The 17305-nt window shown below is 72.1% G+C and carries 17 protein-coding genes and 1 tRNA gene; 7 read left to right on the top strand and 11 right to left on the bottom strand.

The features are described from left to right. Nucleotides 1-59: 59 nt before the first annotated feature. Nucleotides 60-1700 carry an FAD-dependent oxidoreductase gene (locus tag ACWCV3_RS00585; protein WP_451216171.1) on the top strand — a complete coding sequence of 547 codons (1641 nt, stop codon included), beginning with the start codon at nt 60-62 and terminating at the stop codon, nt 1698-1700. Nucleotides 1701-2018: 318 nt separating this feature from the next. Here the strand turns inward: ACWCV3_RS00585 and ACWCV3_RS00580 are convergent, their stop codons facing one another. Further along, complete coding sequence (locus ACWCV3_RS00580) at nt 2019-2792, bottom strand: glycosyltransferase family 2 protein (protein WP_451216168.1); 774 nt, start codon at nt 2790-2792, stop codon at nt 2019-2021. A 74-nt stretch (nt 2793-2866) separates the two neighbouring features. After that, nucleotides 2867-2944, bottom strand: a tRNA-Thr gene (locus ACWCV3_RS00575). Between the two features lie 202 nt (nt 2945-3146). On the opposite strand from ACWCV3_RS00575, the gene ACWCV3_RS00570 reads away from it, so the two are divergent. From ACWCV3_RS00570 to ACWCV3_RS00560, 3 genes are all read left to right on the top strand, one after another. Further along, on the top strand, nt 3147-4286 hold the full coding sequence (locus ACWCV3_RS00570) for an ABC transporter ATP-binding protein (protein ID WP_451216165.1): 1140 nt from the start codon (nt 3147-3149) through the stop codon (nt 4284-4286). A 202-nt stretch (nt 4287-4488) separates the two neighbouring features. Continuing rightward, nucleotides 4489-4968, top strand: coding sequence for a hypothetical protein (locus ACWCV3_RS00565; protein WP_451216162.1), 480 nt, complete (start codon nt 4489-4491; stop codon nt 4966-4968). A 67-nt stretch (nt 4969-5035) separates the two neighbouring features. After that, complete coding sequence (locus tag ACWCV3_RS00560) at nt 5036-5767, top strand: nucleotidyltransferase family protein (RefSeq protein ID WP_451216159.1); 732 nt, start codon at nt 5036-5038, stop codon at nt 5765-5767. A 66-nt stretch (nt 5768-5833) separates the two neighbouring features. Here the strand turns inward: ACWCV3_RS00560 and ACWCV3_RS00555 are convergent, their stop codons facing one another. The 7 genes from ACWCV3_RS00555 to ACWCV3_RS00525 form a co-directional block, all read right to left on the bottom strand. Continuing rightward, a complete protein-coding gene (locus ACWCV3_RS00555) occupies nt 5834-7531 on the bottom strand; it encodes a DoxX family membrane protein (protein WP_451216156.1) in 1698 nt (565 codons plus the stop codon). A 128-nt stretch (nt 7532-7659) separates the two neighbouring features. After that, the gene (gene rlmB, locus ACWCV3_RS00550; protein ID WP_451216153.1) at nt 7660-8598 is read right to left on the bottom strand and encodes a 23S rRNA (guanosine(2251)-2'-O)-methyltransferase RlmB; all 939 of its coding nucleotides are present in this window, start codon (nt 8596-8598) and stop codon (nt 7660-7662) included. An 87-nt stretch (nt 8599-8685) separates the two neighbouring features. Beyond that, entirely contained in the window at nt 8686-10089 is a 1404-nt protein-coding gene (gene cysS / locus ACWCV3_RS00545; protein ID WP_451216150.1) for a cysteine--tRNA ligase, read from the bottom strand. Nucleotides 10090-10158: 69 nt separating this feature from the next. Beyond that, on the bottom strand, nt 10159-10563 hold the full coding sequence (locus tag ACWCV3_RS00540) for a PPOX class F420-dependent oxidoreductase (protein WP_451216147.1): 405 nt from the start codon (nt 10561-10563) through the stop codon (nt 10159-10161). Nucleotides 10564-10611: 48 nt separating this feature from the next. Then, entirely contained in the window at nt 10612-11106 is a 495-nt protein-coding gene (gene ispF / locus ACWCV3_RS00535; RefSeq protein ID WP_451216144.1) for a 2-C-methyl-D-erythritol 2,4-cyclodiphosphate synthase, read from the bottom strand. Beyond that, a complete protein-coding gene (gene ispD / locus ACWCV3_RS00530) occupies nt 11096-11860 on the bottom strand; it encodes a 2-C-methyl-D-erythritol 4-phosphate cytidylyltransferase (protein WP_451216141.1) in 765 nt (254 codons plus the stop codon). Before ispD ends, ispF begins: the two co-directional genes overlap by 11 nt. A gap of 274 nt (nt 11861-12134) precedes the next feature. After that, the gene (locus tag ACWCV3_RS00525) at nt 12135-12617 is read right to left on the bottom strand and encodes a CarD family transcriptional regulator (RefSeq protein ID WP_003953493.1); all 483 of its coding nucleotides are present in this window, start codon (nt 12615-12617) and stop codon (nt 12135-12137) included. Nucleotides 12618-13232: 615 nt separating this feature from the next. On the opposite strand from ACWCV3_RS00525, the gene ACWCV3_RS00520 reads away from it, so the two are divergent. Further along, complete coding sequence (locus ACWCV3_RS00520) at nt 13233-13883, top strand: DUF461 domain-containing protein (protein WP_451216138.1); 651 nt, start codon at nt 13233-13235, stop codon at nt 13881-13883. Between the two features lie 71 nt (nt 13884-13954). Here ACWCV3_RS00520 and ACWCV3_RS00515 read toward each other — a convergent pair whose 3' ends face one another. Together ACWCV3_RS00515 and ACWCV3_RS00510 are read right to left on the bottom strand one after the other, a co-directional pair. Continuing rightward, nucleotides 13955-14635, bottom strand: a complete 681-nt coding sequence (locus ACWCV3_RS00515) for a response regulator transcription factor (RefSeq protein ID WP_135792031.1) — start codon at nt 14633-14635, stop codon at nt 13955-13957. Beyond that, nucleotides 14632-15903 (bottom strand): sensor histidine kinase, encoded by a 1272-nt coding sequence (locus ACWCV3_RS00510; RefSeq protein ID WP_451216134.1) that lies wholly within the window; start codon nt 15901-15903, stop codon nt 14632-14634. Before ACWCV3_RS00510 ends, ACWCV3_RS00515 begins: the two co-directional genes overlap by 4 nt. A 210-nt stretch (nt 15904-16113) precedes the next feature. On the opposite strand from ACWCV3_RS00510, the gene phoU reads away from it, so the two are divergent. Both phoU and ACWCV3_RS00500 read left to right on the top strand, forming a co-directional pair. Next, nucleotides 16114-16785 carry a phosphate signaling complex protein PhoU gene (phoU, locus tag ACWCV3_RS00505; protein ID WP_451216131.1) on the top strand — a complete coding sequence of 224 codons (672 nt, stop codon included), beginning with the start codon at nt 16114-16116 and terminating at the stop codon, nt 16783-16785. A gap of 62 nt (nt 16786-16847) precedes the next feature. Further along, nucleotides 16848-17246 carry a DUF6234 family protein gene (locus tag ACWCV3_RS00500; RefSeq protein WP_451216128.1) on the top strand — a complete coding sequence of 133 codons (399 nt, stop codon included), beginning with the start codon at nt 16848-16850 and terminating at the stop codon, nt 17244-17246. Nucleotides 17247-17305: the final 59 nt, after the last annotated feature.

Genomic DNA, 17305 nt, shown 5'->3' with positions numbered 1-17305 from the left:
CCGGGAAGTGAAGAGTCAACGGCGCCCCACGCGCCCACCCCCTGCCACTGGAGGCTTCGATGCATCAGAAAGCCGACCACCGGGTTCCCGTCCTCATCGTGGGCGGCTCACTGGTGGGCCTGTCCATGTCCGTGTTCCTGGGCCGTCTCGGTGTGCGGCACATGCTCGTCGAACGGCACTCCGGGACATCGATCCACCCACGTGGGCGAGGCAACAACGTCCGCACGATGGAGCTGTTCCGGGTCGCCGGGGTCGAGCCGGACATCAGGGCGGCGGCCTCGCTGCTCGCCGACAACCACGGCATCCTCCAGACGCCCACCCTTGTGGGTGACGCCGGGGAGTGGCTGTTCAGGAACATCGACCCGGGCGGCGGCCTGGCGCGGTTCAGCCCCACGGCCTGGTGCCTGTGCAGCCAGAACGACCTCGAACCGGTGCTGGTGGACAGCGCGCGCGAACTCGGCGGCGACCTCAGGTACTTCCACCAGATGGAGTCCTTCGAGCAGGACGCCGACGGAGTGACGGCCACGGTGTTCGACCGGAACACCGAGGAACGGTTCACCGTCCGGGCGGACTACCTCGTCGCCGCCGACGGCCCGCGCAGTCCCGTCCGGCGTGCCCTCGGCATCGGGCAGAGCGGGCCCGGCGAACTGTTCGCCAACGTCAGCGTCACCTTCCGGTCCCGCGCGCTGGCCGACGTGGTCGGCGACCGCCGCTTCATCTGCTGCTACCTCACCCACCCGGACGCGGACGGCGCGCTGCTGCCCGTGGACAACAAGGAGAACTGGGTCTTCCACGCGCCCTGGCACCCCGAGCGCGGCGAGACGCTGGACGACTTCACCGAGGAGCGGCTGCGCGACCACATCCGCCGGGCGGTCGGCGTGGACGAACTCGACGTGAAGATCACCGGTATGGCCTCCTGGCGTGCCGCCGAACGCGTCGCCGACCTCTACTCCAGCGGGCGGGTCCTCCTGGCCGGCGACTCCGCCCACGAGATGTCCCCGACCGGCGCGTTCGGCTCCAACACCGGTATCCAGGACGCCCACAACCTCGCCTGGAAGCTGTCGGCCGTGCTCTCCGGCTGGGCGGGCCCCGGCCTGCTGGAGTCCTACGGCGCCGAGCGCCGCCCGGTCGCGGCCGCCACCAGCGCCCGCGCCTCGGCCCGCTCGGTCGAGCACAGCCACCCCGGTTTCGCCCCGGCCCCCGGAGTGGGCGGCGCCAAGCGCGGCGGCATCCTCAACGTGGTCCTCGGCTACCGCTACCCGGCCGGCGCGGTGCTGGGCGCCGACCCCTACTCCGAGGTCGTCCCGGACGCCCTCGCCCTGGACGGCCGCCCCGGCACCCGCGCCCCGCACCTCTGGCTCCGCCGCGGCGGCCTGCGCCTGTCCACGCTCGACCTGTACGAGCGCTCGATGGTCCTGCTGACCGACGCCCCCGACGACGCGGGCTGGCACGCGGCGGCCCGCCGGATCGCGGCGGAGGACGGCATCGCCCTCGACGCCTACCGCGTCGGCCCCGGCCCGGACGCCGACCTCAGCTACGACACCGAGGGCGACGACTGGGCGAAGGCGCACGGCACCACCGCCGACGGCGCGGTCCTCGTCCGCCCCGACGGCTTCGTCGCCTGGCGTGCGACGAGCGCGGCGGCGGACCCGGACACGGTCCTGAGGGAGGCCCTGACGGCACTGCTGTCCCGGCCCTGACCGACCGAGCCCCGAAGGCCGCCCGCACCTCCCCGGTGCGGGCGGCGAACTGACCGCGCGACGCACCCGGATCGACGCCGCCGCGCAGGACGGGCCGCGCGGCGCCACCCGGGAGATCCAGCCGGCCCTGTACCGGCTCCAGGACGCTCTCCGGGGCCTCCAGCAGCGCTACGTCTTCGACCTCGGACCGGCGCCCGGCATGCTGGTGGGGCGACGGGAGCCAAGTCACCTGCGCGGTCCTCGGAGTGCCGGCGGCGGCTCTCGCCCGGGCCGGTCCGCGCGCCTCGGACGAGCCCGCCGGGGATCACGGGACGGCCCTCAAATGCGCGAGTTCCGCAGCGACTGCCACACGGCACCGGCCAGCGCCCGCGTCGACCGCGGGACGGACAGCCCCTCGTGCTCCCGGTACAGCTGCCAGTTGTACTGAACGAGGGACAGCTTGTTGGAGGACAGCGATCCCGCCTGGTGCGCCCGGTACACCGCGAGCGGCTCGCGCAGACCTCGCGCATCGGCGCCGTCCCGCATGATCGACAGCCACAGGGCGTAGTCCTGCCGCTTCCGCATCTCCGGCATCAGCCTCGTGCCCAGCACATTGCGGTCGTACATGGCGGTCAGCGCACCGATGTGGTCCCGCACCAGCATCGCGCGGTAGTCCACGTGCTCCCGCGCACGGACCACCCGCCCGTTCGGGCGGAACTCGGTGCTCTCGCCGTCGTAGTCGGCGTCCATCTTGTAGTAGGAGGTGAACGTCAGAGGCGCGCTGCCCCCGGCGGCGAACTCGATCTGCCGCTCGGTCTTCTCCGGGAGCCACATGTCGTCGCTGTCCAGGAAGGCGACGTAGTCCCCCCGGGCCCGCTCGATCGCGAGGTTGCGGGCCCGTCCGGCACCGCCCTGCTCGGGGGCCGACCGCGGCAGCACGCGCTCGTCCTGGCGGGCGAACTCCATGAGCAGGTCCAGGGAGCCGTCGACGGACTTGTCGTCGGTGACCAGCAGCTCCAGGTCGCTGTGCGTCTGCGTGAGCACCGACCGGACCGCCGCGCCGAGGGTGGCGGCCGAGTTGTAGACGGGCATCACGACCGACACCAGGGGCACAGCGCTTCTCCTTGCTCAGCAGACCTACGAGACCACGAAGGCCCAGGTCAGATACCTCCCGACCTGGACCCCGATGGAGCCCCCTGTCGGATTCGAACCGACGACCTACGCATTACAAGTGCGTTGCTCTGGCCGGACTGAGCTAAGGAGGCGTGGGCCGGTGGGCCCGTGTGTGTGCAGTGTACCCATGCGGGGGTGTGGGGCGGTGGGGGAAATTCGGAGGCGTCCGGGTACTGACAGGGCAGGTCACCGCCGGGTACGGTCCTGAGCTGGTTCACCTGGGTGAACCAGCGAACCACCTTCCTACAACGGATCGTCCGGCACGTTCCTGCCGGTAGAAGGGGGCCCCTCACCATGGCCACTGTCACGTTCGACAAGGCGACCCGGATCTATCCGGGCTCCACCAAGCCCGCCGTCGACGCACTGGAGATCGCGATCGAGGACGGCGAGTTCCTCGTCCTGGTCGGCCCGTCCGGCTGCGGCAAGTCCACCTCGCTCCGCATGCTCGCGGGGCTCGAGGACGTCAACGGCGGCGCCATCCGCATCGGTGACCGCGATGTCACCCACCTGCCGCCCAAGGACCGGGACATCGCCATGGTGTTCCAGAACTACGCGCTCTACCCGCACATGACGGTCGCCGACAACATGGGCTTCGCCCTGAAGATCGCGGGCGTCAACAAGGCGGACATCCGGGCGAAGGTCGAGGAGGCCGCCAGGATCCTCGACCTCACCGAGTACCTGGACCGCAAGCCCAAGGCGCTCTCCGGCGGTCAGCGCCAGCGTGTCGCCATGGGCCGCGCCATCGTCCGCGAGCCGCAGGTCTTCCTCATGGACGAGCCGCTGTCCAACCTGGACGCCAAGCTCCGCGTCTCCACCCGTACCCAGATCGCCTCCCTCCAGCGGCGCCTGGGCATCACCACCGTCTACGTCACCCACGACCAGGTCGAGGCCATGACGATGGGCGACCGGGTGGCCGTGCTCAAGGACGGCCTGCTCCAGCAGGTCGACACGCCTCGCAACATGTACGACCGCCCCGCCAACCTCTTCGTGGCCGGCTTCATCGGCTCCCCCGCGATGAACCTGGTCGAGGTGCCGATCACCGACGGCGGTGTGAAGTTCGGCAACAGCGTGGTGCCGGTCGGCCGGGACGCGCTCTCGGCCGCCGCCGACCGGGGCGACACCACCGTGACGGTCGGCGTCCGCCCCGAGCACTTCGACGTGGTCGAGCTGGGCGGCGGCGCTGCGGCCACCACGCTCACCAAGGACAGCGCCGACGCCCCGGCCGGCCTCGCCGTCTCGGTGAACGTCGTCGAGGAGCTGGGCGCCGACGGGTACGTCTACGGCACCGTCGAGGTCGGCGGCGACGTGCGGGACCTCGTCGTCCGGGTGAACGGGCGTCAGGTGCCGGAGAAGGGCTCCACGCTGCACGTCGTGCCGCGGCCGGGCGAGATCCACGTGTTCTCAAGCTCCACGGGCGAGCGCCTCTCCGACTGACCGGCGCACACAGGCGGTTCACAGGAAGGGGGTCCCGCGGGGCCCCCTTCCGCGTACCCGGGCCCGGTTCGGCGGATATCCACGCACAGGGACCGATTCGGGCGCCCGACGTCAACCCCCTACCCAGAAAGCAGCGCGACTTCATCCCCCGTAAGGGTGACTAAATGTCGCCAAATCAGCACCGAGCGCTACCCTCACTCGCGTGACGCACTCCACCATCCCTCAGACACGACGCGGCCACCGGGGCGGCCCTGCCCGCCGGATCGGCCGCACTCTCGCCCTCGTCCTGCCCGTCGTCCTGGTGCTCTCCGGAACCCTCGCGGTCACGCGGGTCAACTGGAGCGGGGACTCCGAAGGCTCCGTGCTCACCGCCTCGGACGTCGCCCAGGCCCCCGCGAAGCCCGGCACCGCCCGTACGGTCACCGCCAGGAAGGCGGCGCCCCAGGACGTCCTGCGCGAGCAGCTGCTGACCGAGCTTCAGGACAAGAACCCCGGCGTGGTCCTCACCCACCTCCAGCAGGCGGTCAACGGCCACCCCGCGCTCGCCGAGCACTGCACCTCCATCGCCCGCACCCTGGGCCGGGCCGCGGTCCGTCTCTACGGCGCCTCCCGGGCCCAGTCCTACGCCCGCCCGGTGTGCGACACGTCCTTCGCGACGGGTGTGCTCGCGGCACACAGCTGACCGGCACCCACGAGCGGTCCTGTCGAGCCCCCTGGAACCCGCCGGGGGGCCACGTACAGTTCGGGGCATGACCCATCCGAACGTCGCCGCGCGCCCCACCCAAGCCGTTGTCCTGGCCGGTGGCCAGGGGTCCCGGCTGCGCCCCTACACGGACGACCGGCCCAAGCCGATGGTCGAGATCCCCGGCACGGGCACCCCGATCATCGGCCACCAGCTCAACTGGCTGGCCGCAGAGGGCGTCACGGACGTGGTGGTCTCCTGCGGCCATCTCGCCGAGGTGCTCCAGAAGTGGCTGGCCTCGGCCGAGCTGCCGCTGTCGGTGACCACCGTCGTGGAGACCGAGCCGCTCGGCCGCGGCGGCGGCCTGAAGTACGCCGCCGGGCACCTCCCCCGCCCCGACCGGCCCTGGTACGCCACCAACGGCGACATCTGGACCCGCTTCTCCCTGCGGGACATGGCCGACTTCCACACCGAGCGGGACGCGGTCGCCACCCTCGCGCTGGCCCGGCCGCGCATCCCCTGGGGCGCCGTGCGCACGGACGGCTTCGGGCACATCACCGACTTCATCGAGGCCCCGCCGTCCACCGTCGAGATCAACGCCGGTGTGTACGTGTTCTCCCCCGAGTTCCGTGACCTGCTGCCCGACCGGGGCGACCACGAGCGCGCCACGTTCCCCCGCCTGGCCCGCGAGCGCAGACTCGCCGGCTTCCCGCTGCCCCAGGGCGCCTACTGGCGGGCCATCGACACCGTCAAGGACCTGACCGAGGCCGCCAAGGAACTCGACGCCGACCGCGCCTGACGAGCCCACGCCGAAGGGCCCCGTACCTCATCGCGAGGTACGGGGCCCTTGGCCCGGCCGAGGGGGTCAGTTGCCGAACAGACCGCCCACCAGGCCGGGCTGACCGGTGGAGGAGCCGCCCGCGTCGCTCCCGCCGCCCGTGTCCGAGCCGCCGCCCGAGGTGCCCGAGCCGGTGCCGCCGGTGGCGGTCCCGCCCGCGCTCGCCGGCCCCGCCGTGGTGGTGGGGGCACCACCACCACCGGTGGTCGGCGTGGTCCGCTGGGGCGGGGCCTGGCCGGTGGTGCCCTGGGTCTGGCTGGGCGCGGCCGGAGCCGTGCCGGCCGTACGGCCCGTGCCCGCAGTGCCGGCCGCGCCGGACGGGCTCGCGCCCGCCGTGGCAACGCCCGTGGGCGAGCTGGACGCCGAGGGGCTGGCCTGCCTGCGCGGAGCGCCGGGCTGCGAGGGCAGCGGCGAACCGGGCTGGTTGTTGCGGGGCGCCTCACCCGGACCGGGCACGACCACCCGGCCGGCCTCACGTACCGCACCGCCGAGCAGCGAGCCGACCAGCAGGGTCAGCCCGACCGTCACGGCCGTGATCAGCGCACCCCGGCGCAGCACGTACCGGCGCAGGTCCCAGAGGGCGGCGCGGGGGCCCAGGATGCGCCAGGCGCTGCCCGCGAGCCTGCCGTCCACCGAGTACACCGGGGCACCCGCGATGACCAGCGGGGACCATGCGGCCAGGTAGATGATGTCGGGCGCGTCGTACGCCGGCACCGTCTTCCAGCTCACGGTGACGATGAGCGCGGCCGAGAGCAGCGCGCCCACGACCGCGGCGACCCGCTGCCAGCAGCCCAGGACGGTCAGCACGCCGACCACGACCTGGAGGAAGGCGATGACGAGCCCGGAGCCCACCGGGTGGTGCAGCGCGAACTGGCGCAGCGGCTCCGCCACGTCCCACGGGTGCAGCGTGTTGAGCCACTTGACCATGGAGCCGCGTTCGCCGCCGTCGAAGTAGACGGGGTCGCACAGCTTGCCCATGCCGGCGTACATCGAGATGAAGCCGAGGAAGACCCGCAGCGGGAGCAGGACCACGCCGAGGTTCATCCGGCGGCCGGGGTAGTACGCGTGCCGCGCCGGGTCGTCGCCGCGCCGCGCGGCCCGCGGGCCGACGGGCCGGGCTTCCGGCTCGTCGGAGTCGAACTCGCCTCCCGCGTAGGCCGGTTCGCCGTACGGGGGCTCGTCGTAGGACGGCTCGTCGTAGGCGCTGCCGACCGGGCGCATGTGCGGCAGCAGCCGGGTGCCGCCGTCGGGGCCGGTGCGCTGGTGGCCGAGGACGGGGGTCTCCACCGTCGGGTCGAGCCGGTCGTAGCCGTCCCCGTAGCCGGTGCGGTCCGGGTCGAGGCGCGGGATGACCCGGGTGGCACCGGCCGGTTCCTCGGGGTGGCGCACGCTGCTGCCCCGGACGGCCTGGAGCAGGCGGTGGGTACCGGTGTCGTCGGGCGCGGACCGGCCGCTCCAGACGACCGGACGGCGCCGGCCCGCGGCCCCGCCCGCCGGGCCCGCGGCACCCATGCGCGCGGGGTCCTGAGCGCTCAGGTGCCGGGCGACTCTCGGGGACTGGGCGCGCCTGCCCGCCGTCCCCAACTGCACGCGGAAGCTGGCGTGATTGACGATGACCTGCGCCGGATCGCTCGGCACCTTCACCATGCTCAGCGCGGGAGCGTCGTCGAAGCCCGACGAGCGGTCCCCCGTGGGAGTGCGGGGTGTTCTGGTGTCCACACTCATCTAACCGAGTGACGCCGAGTTAGGACACTGCTTTGACCGGCCCGATGTGTCCGGGCCGCGTCAAAGTCGTCGTGAACGCCGGTAGTCCCCCGGAATTACCGCATCCGGGGGAATTGCCGAACGTCCGTTCAGGAGCGGCGGCGGGACGCCTCGTACAGCACGACACCGGCGGCGACACCGGCGTTGAGGGACTCCGCGCCACCCGGCATGGGGATGCGGACGCGGTGGTCGCAGGTCTCGCCGACCAGGCGGGACAGGCCCTTGCCCTCGCTGCCGACCACGATGACGACCGGGCCGGACAGCGCCGCGAGGTCGCCCACCTCGGCCTCACCGTCGGCGGCCAGGCCGACCACGGTGATCCCGGCCTTCTTGTACTGCTCCAGGGTCCGGGTGAGGTTGGTGGCACGGGCGACCGGCGTACGAGCGGCCGCACCGGCCGACGACTTCCAGGCACCGGCGCTCATGCCGGCCGAGCGGCGCTCGGGCACGACCACGCCGTGGCCGCCGAAGGCGGAGACGGAGCGGACGACGGCGCCGAGGTTGCGAGGGTCGGTGACGCCGTCGAGGGCGACGATCAGCGGGTCCTCGCCCTTGTCGTAGGCGCCGGCGGGCAGGTCCTCGGGGTGCGCGTACTCGTACGGCGGGACCTGGAGGACGAGGCCCTGGTGGTTCAGGCCGTTGGTCATGCGGTCCAGCTCGGGGCGCGGGGCCTCCATGAGGTGGATGTTGCCGCGCTCGGCGGCGAGCTGCAGGGCCTCGCGGACCCGCTCGTCGTTGTCGATGAACTGCTGGACGTAGAGCATGGTGGCGGGCACGCCGTCGCGCAGCGCCTCGAACACGGGGTTGCGGCCGACGACCAGCTCGGAGGAGGAGCGGCCCGCGCCCTTGCGCTGCGGCGGACGGCCCTGGGCACGGCGGACCTTGGCGGCGGCGGCGCGCTGCTTGGCGTGGCCCTTGCGCATCTCGGCCGGGGGCGTGGGGCCCTTGCCCTCCAGGCCACGGCGCCGCTGGCCGCCGCTGCCGACCTGTGCACCCTTCTTGCCTGACATGCGGCGGTTGTTCGCCATGAGTTACCCGTCTCCGTAAGCGTTCGTACGTATGTATGCAGTGTGCCGCCCGGATCGCCGGGCGGCACACTCGATCAAGCCGTGTGGCTAGCGCGGGCCGAGGCTCCAGCGCGGGCCCTGCGGGCTGTCCTCGACGACCAGGCCGGACTGGCCGAGCTGGTCGCGGATGGCGTCGGCGGTGACCCAGTCCTTGCGGCCGCGAGCGGACTCGCGCTGTTCCAGGACGAGCCGGACGAGGCTGTCCACCACGCCGTGGAGGTCTTCGCCGCGCTCGCCGCCCTCACCGGCCCACTCGGGGTCCAGCGGGTCGAGACCGAGGACGCCGAGCATGGCGCGCACCTCGGCGAGGCGGGCGACGGCCGCCTCCTTGTCGTCGGCGGCCAGCGCGCTGTTGCCCTGCCGGACGGTGGTGTGCACGACGGCGAGGGCCTGCGGCACGCCCAGGTCGTCGTCCATCGCCTCGGCGAAGGCCGGCGGCACCTCGGTGGCCGGTTCGACCTCGCCCCCCGCCTTCTCCAGCGCGCGCTGCACGAAGCCCTCGATGCGCGCGAACGCCACCTCGGCCTCGCGCAGCGACTCCTCGCTGTACTCGATCATCGAGCGGTAGTGCGGAGTGCCGAGGTAGTAGCGCAGGACGATCGGACGCCACTGCTTGACCATCTCGGAGACCAGCACGCTGTTGCCGAGCGACTTGGACATCTTGTCGCCCGCCATGGTCACCCAGGCGTTGTGCACCCAGTACCGGGCGAAGTCGTCGCCGAAGGCCTTGGCCTGGGCGATCTCGTTCTCGTGGTGCGGGAAGATCAGGTCCAGGCCGCCGCCGTGGATGTCGAAGACGGTGCCCAGGTACTTGTGCGCCATGGCCGAGCACTCCAGGTGCCAGCCGGGGCGGCCGGGCCCCCAGGGCGTCGGCCAGCTCGGCTCGCCCGGCTTGACCGCCTTCCACATGGCGAAGTCGCGTGGGTCCCGCTTGCCGGTCTCGCCCTCGCCGGACGGCTGTAGCAGGTTGTCCAGCTCCTGCCGGGACAGCTCCAGGTAGCCCTCGAAGGAGCGCACGTCGAAGTAGACGTTGCCGTCCGCCTCGTAGGCGTGGCCGCGCTCGATGAGGCCCTGCATCATCTCGGTCATCTCGGTGACGTGGCCGGTGGCGCGGGGCTCGTAGGTGGGCGGGAGGCAGCCGAGCGCGGCGTAGGCGTCGTTGAACGCCCGCTCGTTCTCGTACCCGATGGCCCACCAGGGGCGCTTCTGCTCGTGGGCCTTGTTGATGATCTTGTCGTCGATGTCCGTGACGTTGCGGATGAACGTCACGGCGTAGCCGCGGTAGTCGAACCAGCGGCGCATGATGTCGAAGTTCAGGCCCGAGCGGATGTGCCCGATGTGCGGTGCCGCCTGGACGGTGGCGCCACACAGGTAGATCGAGACGCAGCCCGGCTGGACCGGGGTGAAGTCACGGATCTGCCGGGCGCTGGTGTCGTACAGGCGAATGGTCACGCCACCAGGGTAGTGGGCGCATTGCGATGCAGTGCGCCCGGACGGGAAAACAGCCGCCCGACGGCCTCCTCAGAGGCGGCCGACCACCTTGCGCGGGGTGATGCGGACGACGACCCGCTCGGCGTCGTCGACGGAGGCCGGGTTGAACTCCGCGTACTTCTTGCCGCTGTACTTCAGGGACAGCTCGTCGATGAGGGCCTGGCCGCCCTCGGTGGTCATCTCGGCGGTGCCGCGGATCTCGGCGTACTCGTAGGGGTTCTCCGGGTCCACGACGACGACGGTGACCCGCGGGTCGCGCCGGAGGTTCTTCTCCTTGCGCCGGTCGACCGTGGTGGAGATCAGGACGTCGTCCCCGTCCCGCTTCACCCACACCGGTGACATCTGCGGGCTGCCGTCGGGCTGGACGGTGCCTACGACGATGAACACGGGGGTGTCCAGCAGGGACTTGAGCCGGTCGGACAGCGCTGCGGACATGAAGATCCTCCTCGATCGACGGTGCTGTGCGGGTACCCTCGCACGCCCCTACGACACGCGCACCACGAGCGCCGTGGCGACCGCCATCAGGCCCTCCTCCCGGCCGGGGAAGCCGAGCCCGTCGGTGGTCGCGCCGGAGACGGAGACCGGTGCCCCGGCGGCGGCGCTGAGGATGCGCTGCGCCTCGTCCCGTCGCTTGCCGATCTTCGGGCGCGGCCCGACGACCTGCACCGCGACATTGCCGATGGCGAAGCCGGCCTCGCGCACGATCCGGGCCGCCTCGGTGAGCAGGACGACCCCGGACGCGCCGGACCACTCGGGCCGGCCGGTGCCGAAGTGCGCTCCCAGGTCACCGAGCCCGGCGGCGGAGAAGAGCGCGTTGCACGCGGCGTGCGCGACCACGTCCGCGTCGGAGTGACCGGCCAGGCCGGGCCCCGCGTCCTCCCACTTCAGCCCGGCGCACCACAGCTCGCGGCCGTCCTCGAAGGCGTGGATGTCGGTGCCGATGCCCACCTGGGGCAGGGCGGGGATCTCAGAAGCCATCGTTGAGCCTCCTGCGGGCGAGGACCGCCTCGGCGAGTACGAGGTCCAGCGGGCGGGTCACCTTGAACGCCTCCTCGTGACCGGGCACGGTCACCACCCGCTCGCCGAGCCGCTCGACCATGCTCGCGTCGTCGGTGACGTCCTCGGTGACGGTCTCGTGGGCACGGACCAGGGTGGCCCGGTCGAAGCCCTGCGGGGTCTGGACGGCGCGCAGCCGGGCCCGGACGGGCGTGCCGAGCACCGGCTCGGGCTCGCCGGGGACGGCCGCGGGCTCGACCTCCTTGACCGTGTCGGCCAGGGGCAGCGCCGGGACCACGGCCGGGGCGCCGTCGCGTACCGCCTCCACGACCGCGTCCACGGTGTCGACGGGGACCAGGGGGCGGGCGGCGTCGTGCACGAGGACGACGTCGTAGGCGGGAGGCAGGGCGTCCAGGCCCAGGCGCACCGACTCCTGGCGGCTCGGCCCGCCGGGCACGACCAGGAAGTCCGTCCGCTCGGGCAGGGCGTACGCGTCCAGCAGCGACCTGACCTCGGCGGCGCCGTCCGGCGGGGCGACGACCACCACCAGGGAGACGTGCCGGGAGGCGGCCAGGGCGCGGATCGCGTGGATCAGCATGGGCGTGCCGTTCAGCGCGCGGAGCGCCTTCGGGGCGCCCGGTCCGAGGCGTACGCCCCGGCCGGCGGCGGGGATCACGGCGGCGACACGGCTGTCCTGGCGCGGCTCGGCGGGCGCGGGACGCGATTCGTCAGACATCGGTTCCTGTCAGGTTTGTGTGCTCGGGGCCGGTGGGTATGGCCTGGAGGAGCGCCTGGGGCGCGACGCCTTGACCGGACCCTTTCCGTGAACCGCGGTCGAGCCGTCCACCCCGGACGCGGACATGGCAGCGGCACGGCAGGGGCAGCGCACAGGGGGGCGTACGGGGACGAACATGCCGCAGCGCCCGGCGACAGGGTGATTGTCATCGGGCACCACGGCATTTTTGCTGCGCTGGGCGTGAAGGCGGGCGGGGCTCGCCGCCCGCTCCGCGTCAGGAGGCGAGTACCTCGTCGAGCAGCGCCTCGGCCTTGTCCTCGTTGGTGTTCTCCGCGAGGGCCAGCTCGCTCACCAGGATCTGGCGGGCCTTGGCGAGCATCCGCTTCTCACCGGCGGAGAGACCGCGCTCGCGCTCACGGCGCCACAGGTCACGCACGACTTCCGCGACCTTGATGACGTCGCCGGAGGCGAGCTTCTCCAGATTTGCCTTGTAGCGGCGCGACCAGTTCGTGGGCTCCTCGGCGTACGGCGCGCGCAGCACCTCGAAGACCCGGTCCAGACCGTCCTGACCGACCACATCACGCACGCCGACGAACTCCGCATTGTCCGCTGGCACACGTACCGTCAGGTCGCCCTGGGCGACCTTCAGCACCAAGTAGGTCTTGTCCACGCCTTTGATCTGACGAGTTTCGATTGCCTCGATCAGCGCGGCCCCGTGATGGGGATAGACCACGGTGTCGCCAACCTTGAACGTCATGTGACAGGTACCCCTTCCGTGGCTATCAAGAGTAACACGGATACGGCGTCTTCTGAATGGCGTTTTCGCAGGTCAGGGCATATCTCAGGGCTTGACAACAGCAACCGGGACGTGCTGCGGGCCACTCGCGGAAGCGGGTATTCGCAGGTGGGGGCCGCTCTGCGTGCAGAGTGAAACATCTGTGTCACACGCCTCGGAGAGCCGCCCAGATTGGCCGAATGTACCGTTTTGACCGCTTCCAAGCGTACGACTTCCGCTCCTTCGTTCGATGACCGGAGCCTGGTACGAGGCGATTCCGGAATTGATCACGCCGCTCGGCGGTGATCAATTCCGGACACCCGCTTATTCCTTCACGAAAATGCCGCCCGGAGTGTCGCGGGGTGTCACCGGGATGCCGTCAACCGTGTCGCACGGCGTTATCCGAATGGCGGACGGGAAGCGCGGGGCGGGTGATCAGCGGGGTGCCCGGTACCCCCAGCGGGAGGGAAGCGGGGTGGTTGGGGAGGGTCGGGTGCGGCGGCGCGGGAACGGCTCGGTAGCCTGAGGGCGCTGACAGATCCTTAGGGCGGCTTTACAGGACAGCCGCCCCTGTGCGTTCAAGGAGTTGCCGCCGCCGTGAGCAGCAGCCTTCGACGCGGCGTCCTCGCCGCATCCGCCCTCGCGTTCTCGATCGCCTCGCTCGCCGCCTGCGGCGCCGGCAACAACGCCCAGACCCTGGAGATCCGGCCGGACAACGCCGCGACCAGCGTCGGGGCCATCAAGGTGCAGAACGCCCTGGTCGTCACCCAGCCCGACGCCAAGGCCGACGGTCCGGCCGTCGTCGCCGCCACGCTGTTCAACGACGGCGCGACCGACCAGGACCTCCAGTCGATCTCCGTCGACGGCAGCGACGCGAAGGTCGAGCTGAAGCCCGCCAAGGGCGGCAAGCTCACCGTCCCGGCCCACGGCCGTCTCGTCATCGGCGGCAAGGACAACGCCTCCGCCGTGCTGGCCAGCGGCCGCGAGGCGGTGCAGAACGGCAACGCGCAGAAGGTCACCTTCACCTTCAGCAAGACCGGCGCCGTCGGCCTGCGCGCCTTCGTCGTCCCGGCGACCAGCTACTTCAGCGGCTGGGGCCCGAGCGAGGTGCCGTCCGCGCCGGCCGCCGCGACCTCCTCGCCGTCGGGCAGCCCGTCCTCCAGCGACAAGCCCGAGGGCGACAAGGCCGGCTCCTCCGCCCCGGCGTCCTCCCCGAGCGCCTCCGCGTCGGCGTCCGCGGGCAACTGAGCCGTACGCACGCGTGAGGGGGGCGCCCGGCCGGGTGCCCCCCTCACTCACGTACGCGCCGCTCTCGCGGCCTACGGCTCGAACTTGTAGCCCAGCCCGCGCACCGTCACCAGGTAGCGCGGCGCGCCCGGGTCGGGCTCGATCTTGGCGCGCAGCCGCTTCACATGGACGTCGAGGGTCTTGGTGTCGCCCACGTAGTCGGCACCCCACACCCGGTCGATGAGCTGCATCCGGGTCAGTACCCGGCCGGCGTTGCGCAGCAGCATCTCCAGCAGGTCGAACTCCTTCAGCGGCAGGTCGATCTTGGCCCCGGACACCGTCACCACATGGCGGTCGACGTCCATCCGGACCGGCCCGGCCTCCAGCGCGGCCGGGGTGACCTCCTCCGGCTCGCCGCGCCTGCGCAGCACCGCGCGGATACGGGCGACCAGCTCGCGCGAGGAGAAGGGCTTGGTGACGTAGTCGTCGGCCCCTATCTCCAGGCCGACCACCTTGTCGATCTCGCTGTCCTTGGCGGTCACCATGATCACCGGGACGTTGGAGCGGCCGCGCAGCTGGCGGCACACCTCGGTGCCGGGCAGCCCCGGCAGCATCAGGTCCAGCAGCACCAGGTCGGCGCCGTTGCGTTCGAACTCGTCCAGGCCGTCGGGGCCGGTCGCGGCGACGGCGACCTCGAAACCCTCCTTGCGCAGCATGTACGACAGGGCGTCGGAGAAGGACTCCTCGTCCTCGACGACGAGCACTCGGGTCACGGAAGGACCTCCGGGGAGGGAAGCGGAACGTACGGGGACGGGTCGGCGGGCCCGGACTCGTCGCCGAGCTCGGGCTGCCTGGCCGCGCGGTCACGGGCGACGCCCGCCTCCGGCAGCCGCAGGGTGAAGGTGGAGCCCTGGCCCTCGGCGCTCCAGACCGAGACCTCGCCGCCGTGCGAGGCGACCACGTGCTTGACGATGGCGAGGCCGAGGCCCGTGCCGCCGGTGGCGCGCGAGCGGGCGGGGTCGACGCGGTAGAAGCGCTCGAAGATGCGCTCCTTGTCCTTGTCGGATATGCCGATGCCCTGGTCGGTCACGGCGAGTTCGATCAGCTCGCCGCCCGGGGCGGAGATCCGGCGGGCGGAGATGCCCACGCGGGTGTGGGCCGGGGAGTAGTTGACCGCGTTCTCGACCAGGTTGCCGAGGGCGGCGGCGAGCTGGCCCCGGTTGCCCCACACGTGCAGGGCGGTCCGTACCGCGCCGGGCGGGTCCTGGATGGCGGTGGCCATGATGATCTGCTTCGTGCCGGCCTGGTGGCGGCAGCGGTCGACGGCCTCGGCGACCAGCTCGTCCACCCGCACCGGCTCGGCGTCCTCCAGCGGGTCGTCGTTCTGCACCCGCGAGAGGTCGATCAGCTCCTGGACCAGGTTGGTCAGCCGGGTGGCCTCGATCTGCATCCGCCCGGCGAAGCGCTGGACCGCGTCGGGCTCGTCGGAGGCGTCCATGACGGCCTCGGAGAGCAGCGAGAGCGCCCCTACGGGGGTCTTCAGCTCGTGGCTCACGTTGGCCACGAAGTCACGGCGCACCGCCTCGATGCGGCGGGCCTCGGTCAGGTCCTCGACCAGGAGCAGCACCAGCCGGGAGCCGAGCGGGGCCACCCGGGCGGACACGGCCAGGGCCTCGCCCCGGCCGGTTCCGCGCCGGGGCAGGTCCAGCTCGACCTGCCGTATCTCCCCGTCACGCCGGGTGTCGCGCGTCATCTGGAGCATCGGCTCCACGGCGAGCTTGCCGCCCCGGACGAGTCCGAGGGCGTACGCGGCGGAGCTGGCCTTGACCACGGCGTCGGCCTCGTCGAGGACGACCGCGGAGGAGCGGAGCACCGAGAGCACGGTGTCCACGCCGGGCGGGAGCACCGCGTCGGTGTGCAGGGAGGTACGGGTGGGGCGCTTCTGGTCGCGTTCGCTCCAGCGGAACGCCAGCATGGCGATGACACCGGTGAGTACACCGGCGATCGCCGCCGCTGCGGCGACCGCCGCGTTCACGTCCATGTCTCCAGGTTAGGCATGGCGTCCATCCTGGCCACAGCCGCCGCGGTGCGACCTCGGGCACTCGTCGCCCAGAGTTCACCTTCCATCCAGTGATGGTTCATTCGGGAGGGCGGAAACCGACGCGTACGGGTCGGAACGTGGGAGCGTGGGGGTTCGCACCGGCCACCGGCCCGGCCCCCGACGACACCTGGTAGTAGGAAAGGGAACCTGATGCGGGACGCGTACCACGAGGAACTGGACTCGATCGGCGACGGTCTGGTGGAGATGGCCCGGCTGGTCGGCTCCGCCATCGGGCGCGCCACCACCGCCATCCTGGACGCCGACCTGAAGCTGGCCGAGAGCGTGATCGAGGCCGACCAGCGGGTCGACGAACTCCAGCACGACCTGGAGGCGCGGGCGATAGCCCTGCTGGCACGGCAGCAGCCGGTGGCGACGGACCTGCGCATCGTCGTCACCTCGCTGCGGATGTCGGCCGACCTGGAGCGCTCGGGCGACCTCGCCCAGCACGTGGCCAAGCTGACCCGGCTGCGGTTCCCCGACCGCGCGGTCCCGCAGGACCTGCACGCCACGATCCTGGAGATGGGCCAGCTCGCGCAGCGCCTGATGGCGAAGGCGGCGGAAGTCATCATCACCAAGGACGTCGACCTCGCGCTCCAGCTGGAGCAGGACGACGACGACATGGACCTCCTCCACCGCACCCTCTTCCAGCACCTCATCGACGACCGCTGGAAGCACGGCATCGAGACGGCGGTGGACGTCACCCTGCTGGGCCGCTACTACGAGCGCTACGCGGACCACGCGGTGGCGGTCGCGAAGCGGGTCGTCTACCTGGTGACGGGCGAACACGCCGACGACCTCCAGCAGGAGGGCACGACGGGCTGAGCCGCCCTCTCTGAGTACGGGTGCTCATGTGCGGCCCCGCCCGCCGGCCGCACTCTGCCTCCATGACGGAAACGCTCCCGGCCCCGAGACGCCGGTACCCCTGGTCGCGCCGGACCCGCCCGGGTGTGGACCTCGCCCTGGCGGTCCCCCTGCTCCTGCTGGAGACCGGCTGGCCGGCCCTGGACCGGATCTACGGCCTCGGGCTGGAGGTTTGGGCGGCCCAGGGCGACCGGGCTCGCGTCGACGCGGCGGAAGCGGCGTTCGCGGGGCGCCTGTGGGTGTACCTGGCGATCGCCCTCACCCTGGCCGCCCTCGCGGCGCTCTTCCGCGCCCGGTGGACGCTGATCGTCCATCTCCTGGTCGCGCTGCTGGTGGGGGGCGTGCTGGCGGGGGTGCGGACGGAGTGGGAGCGGGGGCACGACTCCTCACCGGGGTGTGTGCGGTACGGGCCGAACTGCTGAGCCGGTGCCGCTCGCCCGTCACGCGTCCGCCCGGCCCGGAGCCCGGCCCGTACGGCACC

This window comes from Streptomyces sp. NPDC001781 (genome assembly GCF_053596035.1).
This window is presented reverse-complemented; position numbering and strand designations above follow the sequence as displayed.

Excerpts from the sequence above, each read along its gene's own strand:
- ACWCV3_RS00585 (WP_451216171.1), top strand. The coding sequence starts at position 60 with ATGCATCAGAAAGCCGACCACCGGGTTCCCGTCCTCATCGTGGGCGGC.
- ACWCV3_RS00510 (WP_451216134.1), bottom strand. The coding sequence starts at position 15,903 with ATGGACGTGAACGCGGCGGTCGCCGCAGCGGCGGCGATCGCCGGTGTA.
- rlmB (WP_451216153.1), bottom strand. The coding sequence starts at position 8,598 with ATGGCGAACAACCGCCGCATGTCAGGCAAGAAGGGTGCACAGGTCGGC.
- ACWCV3_RS00570 (WP_451216165.1), top strand. The coding sequence starts at position 3,147 with ATGGCCACTGTCACGTTCGACAAGGCGACCCGGATCTATCCGGGCTCC.
- ACWCV3_RS00560 (WP_451216159.1), top strand. The coding sequence starts at position 5,036 with ATGACCCATCCGAACGTCGCCGCGCGCCCCACCCAAGCCGTTGTCCTG.
- ACWCV3_RS00555 (WP_451216156.1), bottom strand. The coding sequence starts at position 7,531 with ATGAGTGTGGACACCAGAACACCCCGCACTCCCACGGGGGACCGCTCG.
- ACWCV3_RS00525 (WP_003953493.1), bottom strand. The coding sequence starts at position 12,617 with ATGACGTTCAAGGTTGGCGACACCGTGGTCTATCCCCATCACGGGGCC.
- ispF (WP_451216144.1), bottom strand. The coding sequence starts at position 11,106 with ATGGCTTCTGAGATCCCCGCCCTGCCCCAGGTGGGCATCGGCACCGAC.
- ispD (WP_451216141.1), bottom strand. The coding sequence starts at position 11,860 with ATGTCTGACGAATCGCGTCCCGCGCCCGCCGAGCCGCGCCAGGACAGC.
- phoU (WP_451216131.1), top strand. The coding sequence starts at position 16,114 with ATGCGGGACGCGTACCACGAGGAACTGGACTCGATCGGCGACGGTCTG.
- ACWCV3_RS00500 (WP_451216128.1), top strand. The coding sequence starts at position 16,848 with ATGACGGAAACGCTCCCGGCCCCGAGACGCCGGTACCCCTGGTCGCGC.
- ACWCV3_RS00540 (WP_451216147.1), bottom strand. The coding sequence starts at position 10,563 with ATGTCCGCAGCGCTGTCCGACCGGCTCAAGTCCCTGCTGGACACCCCC.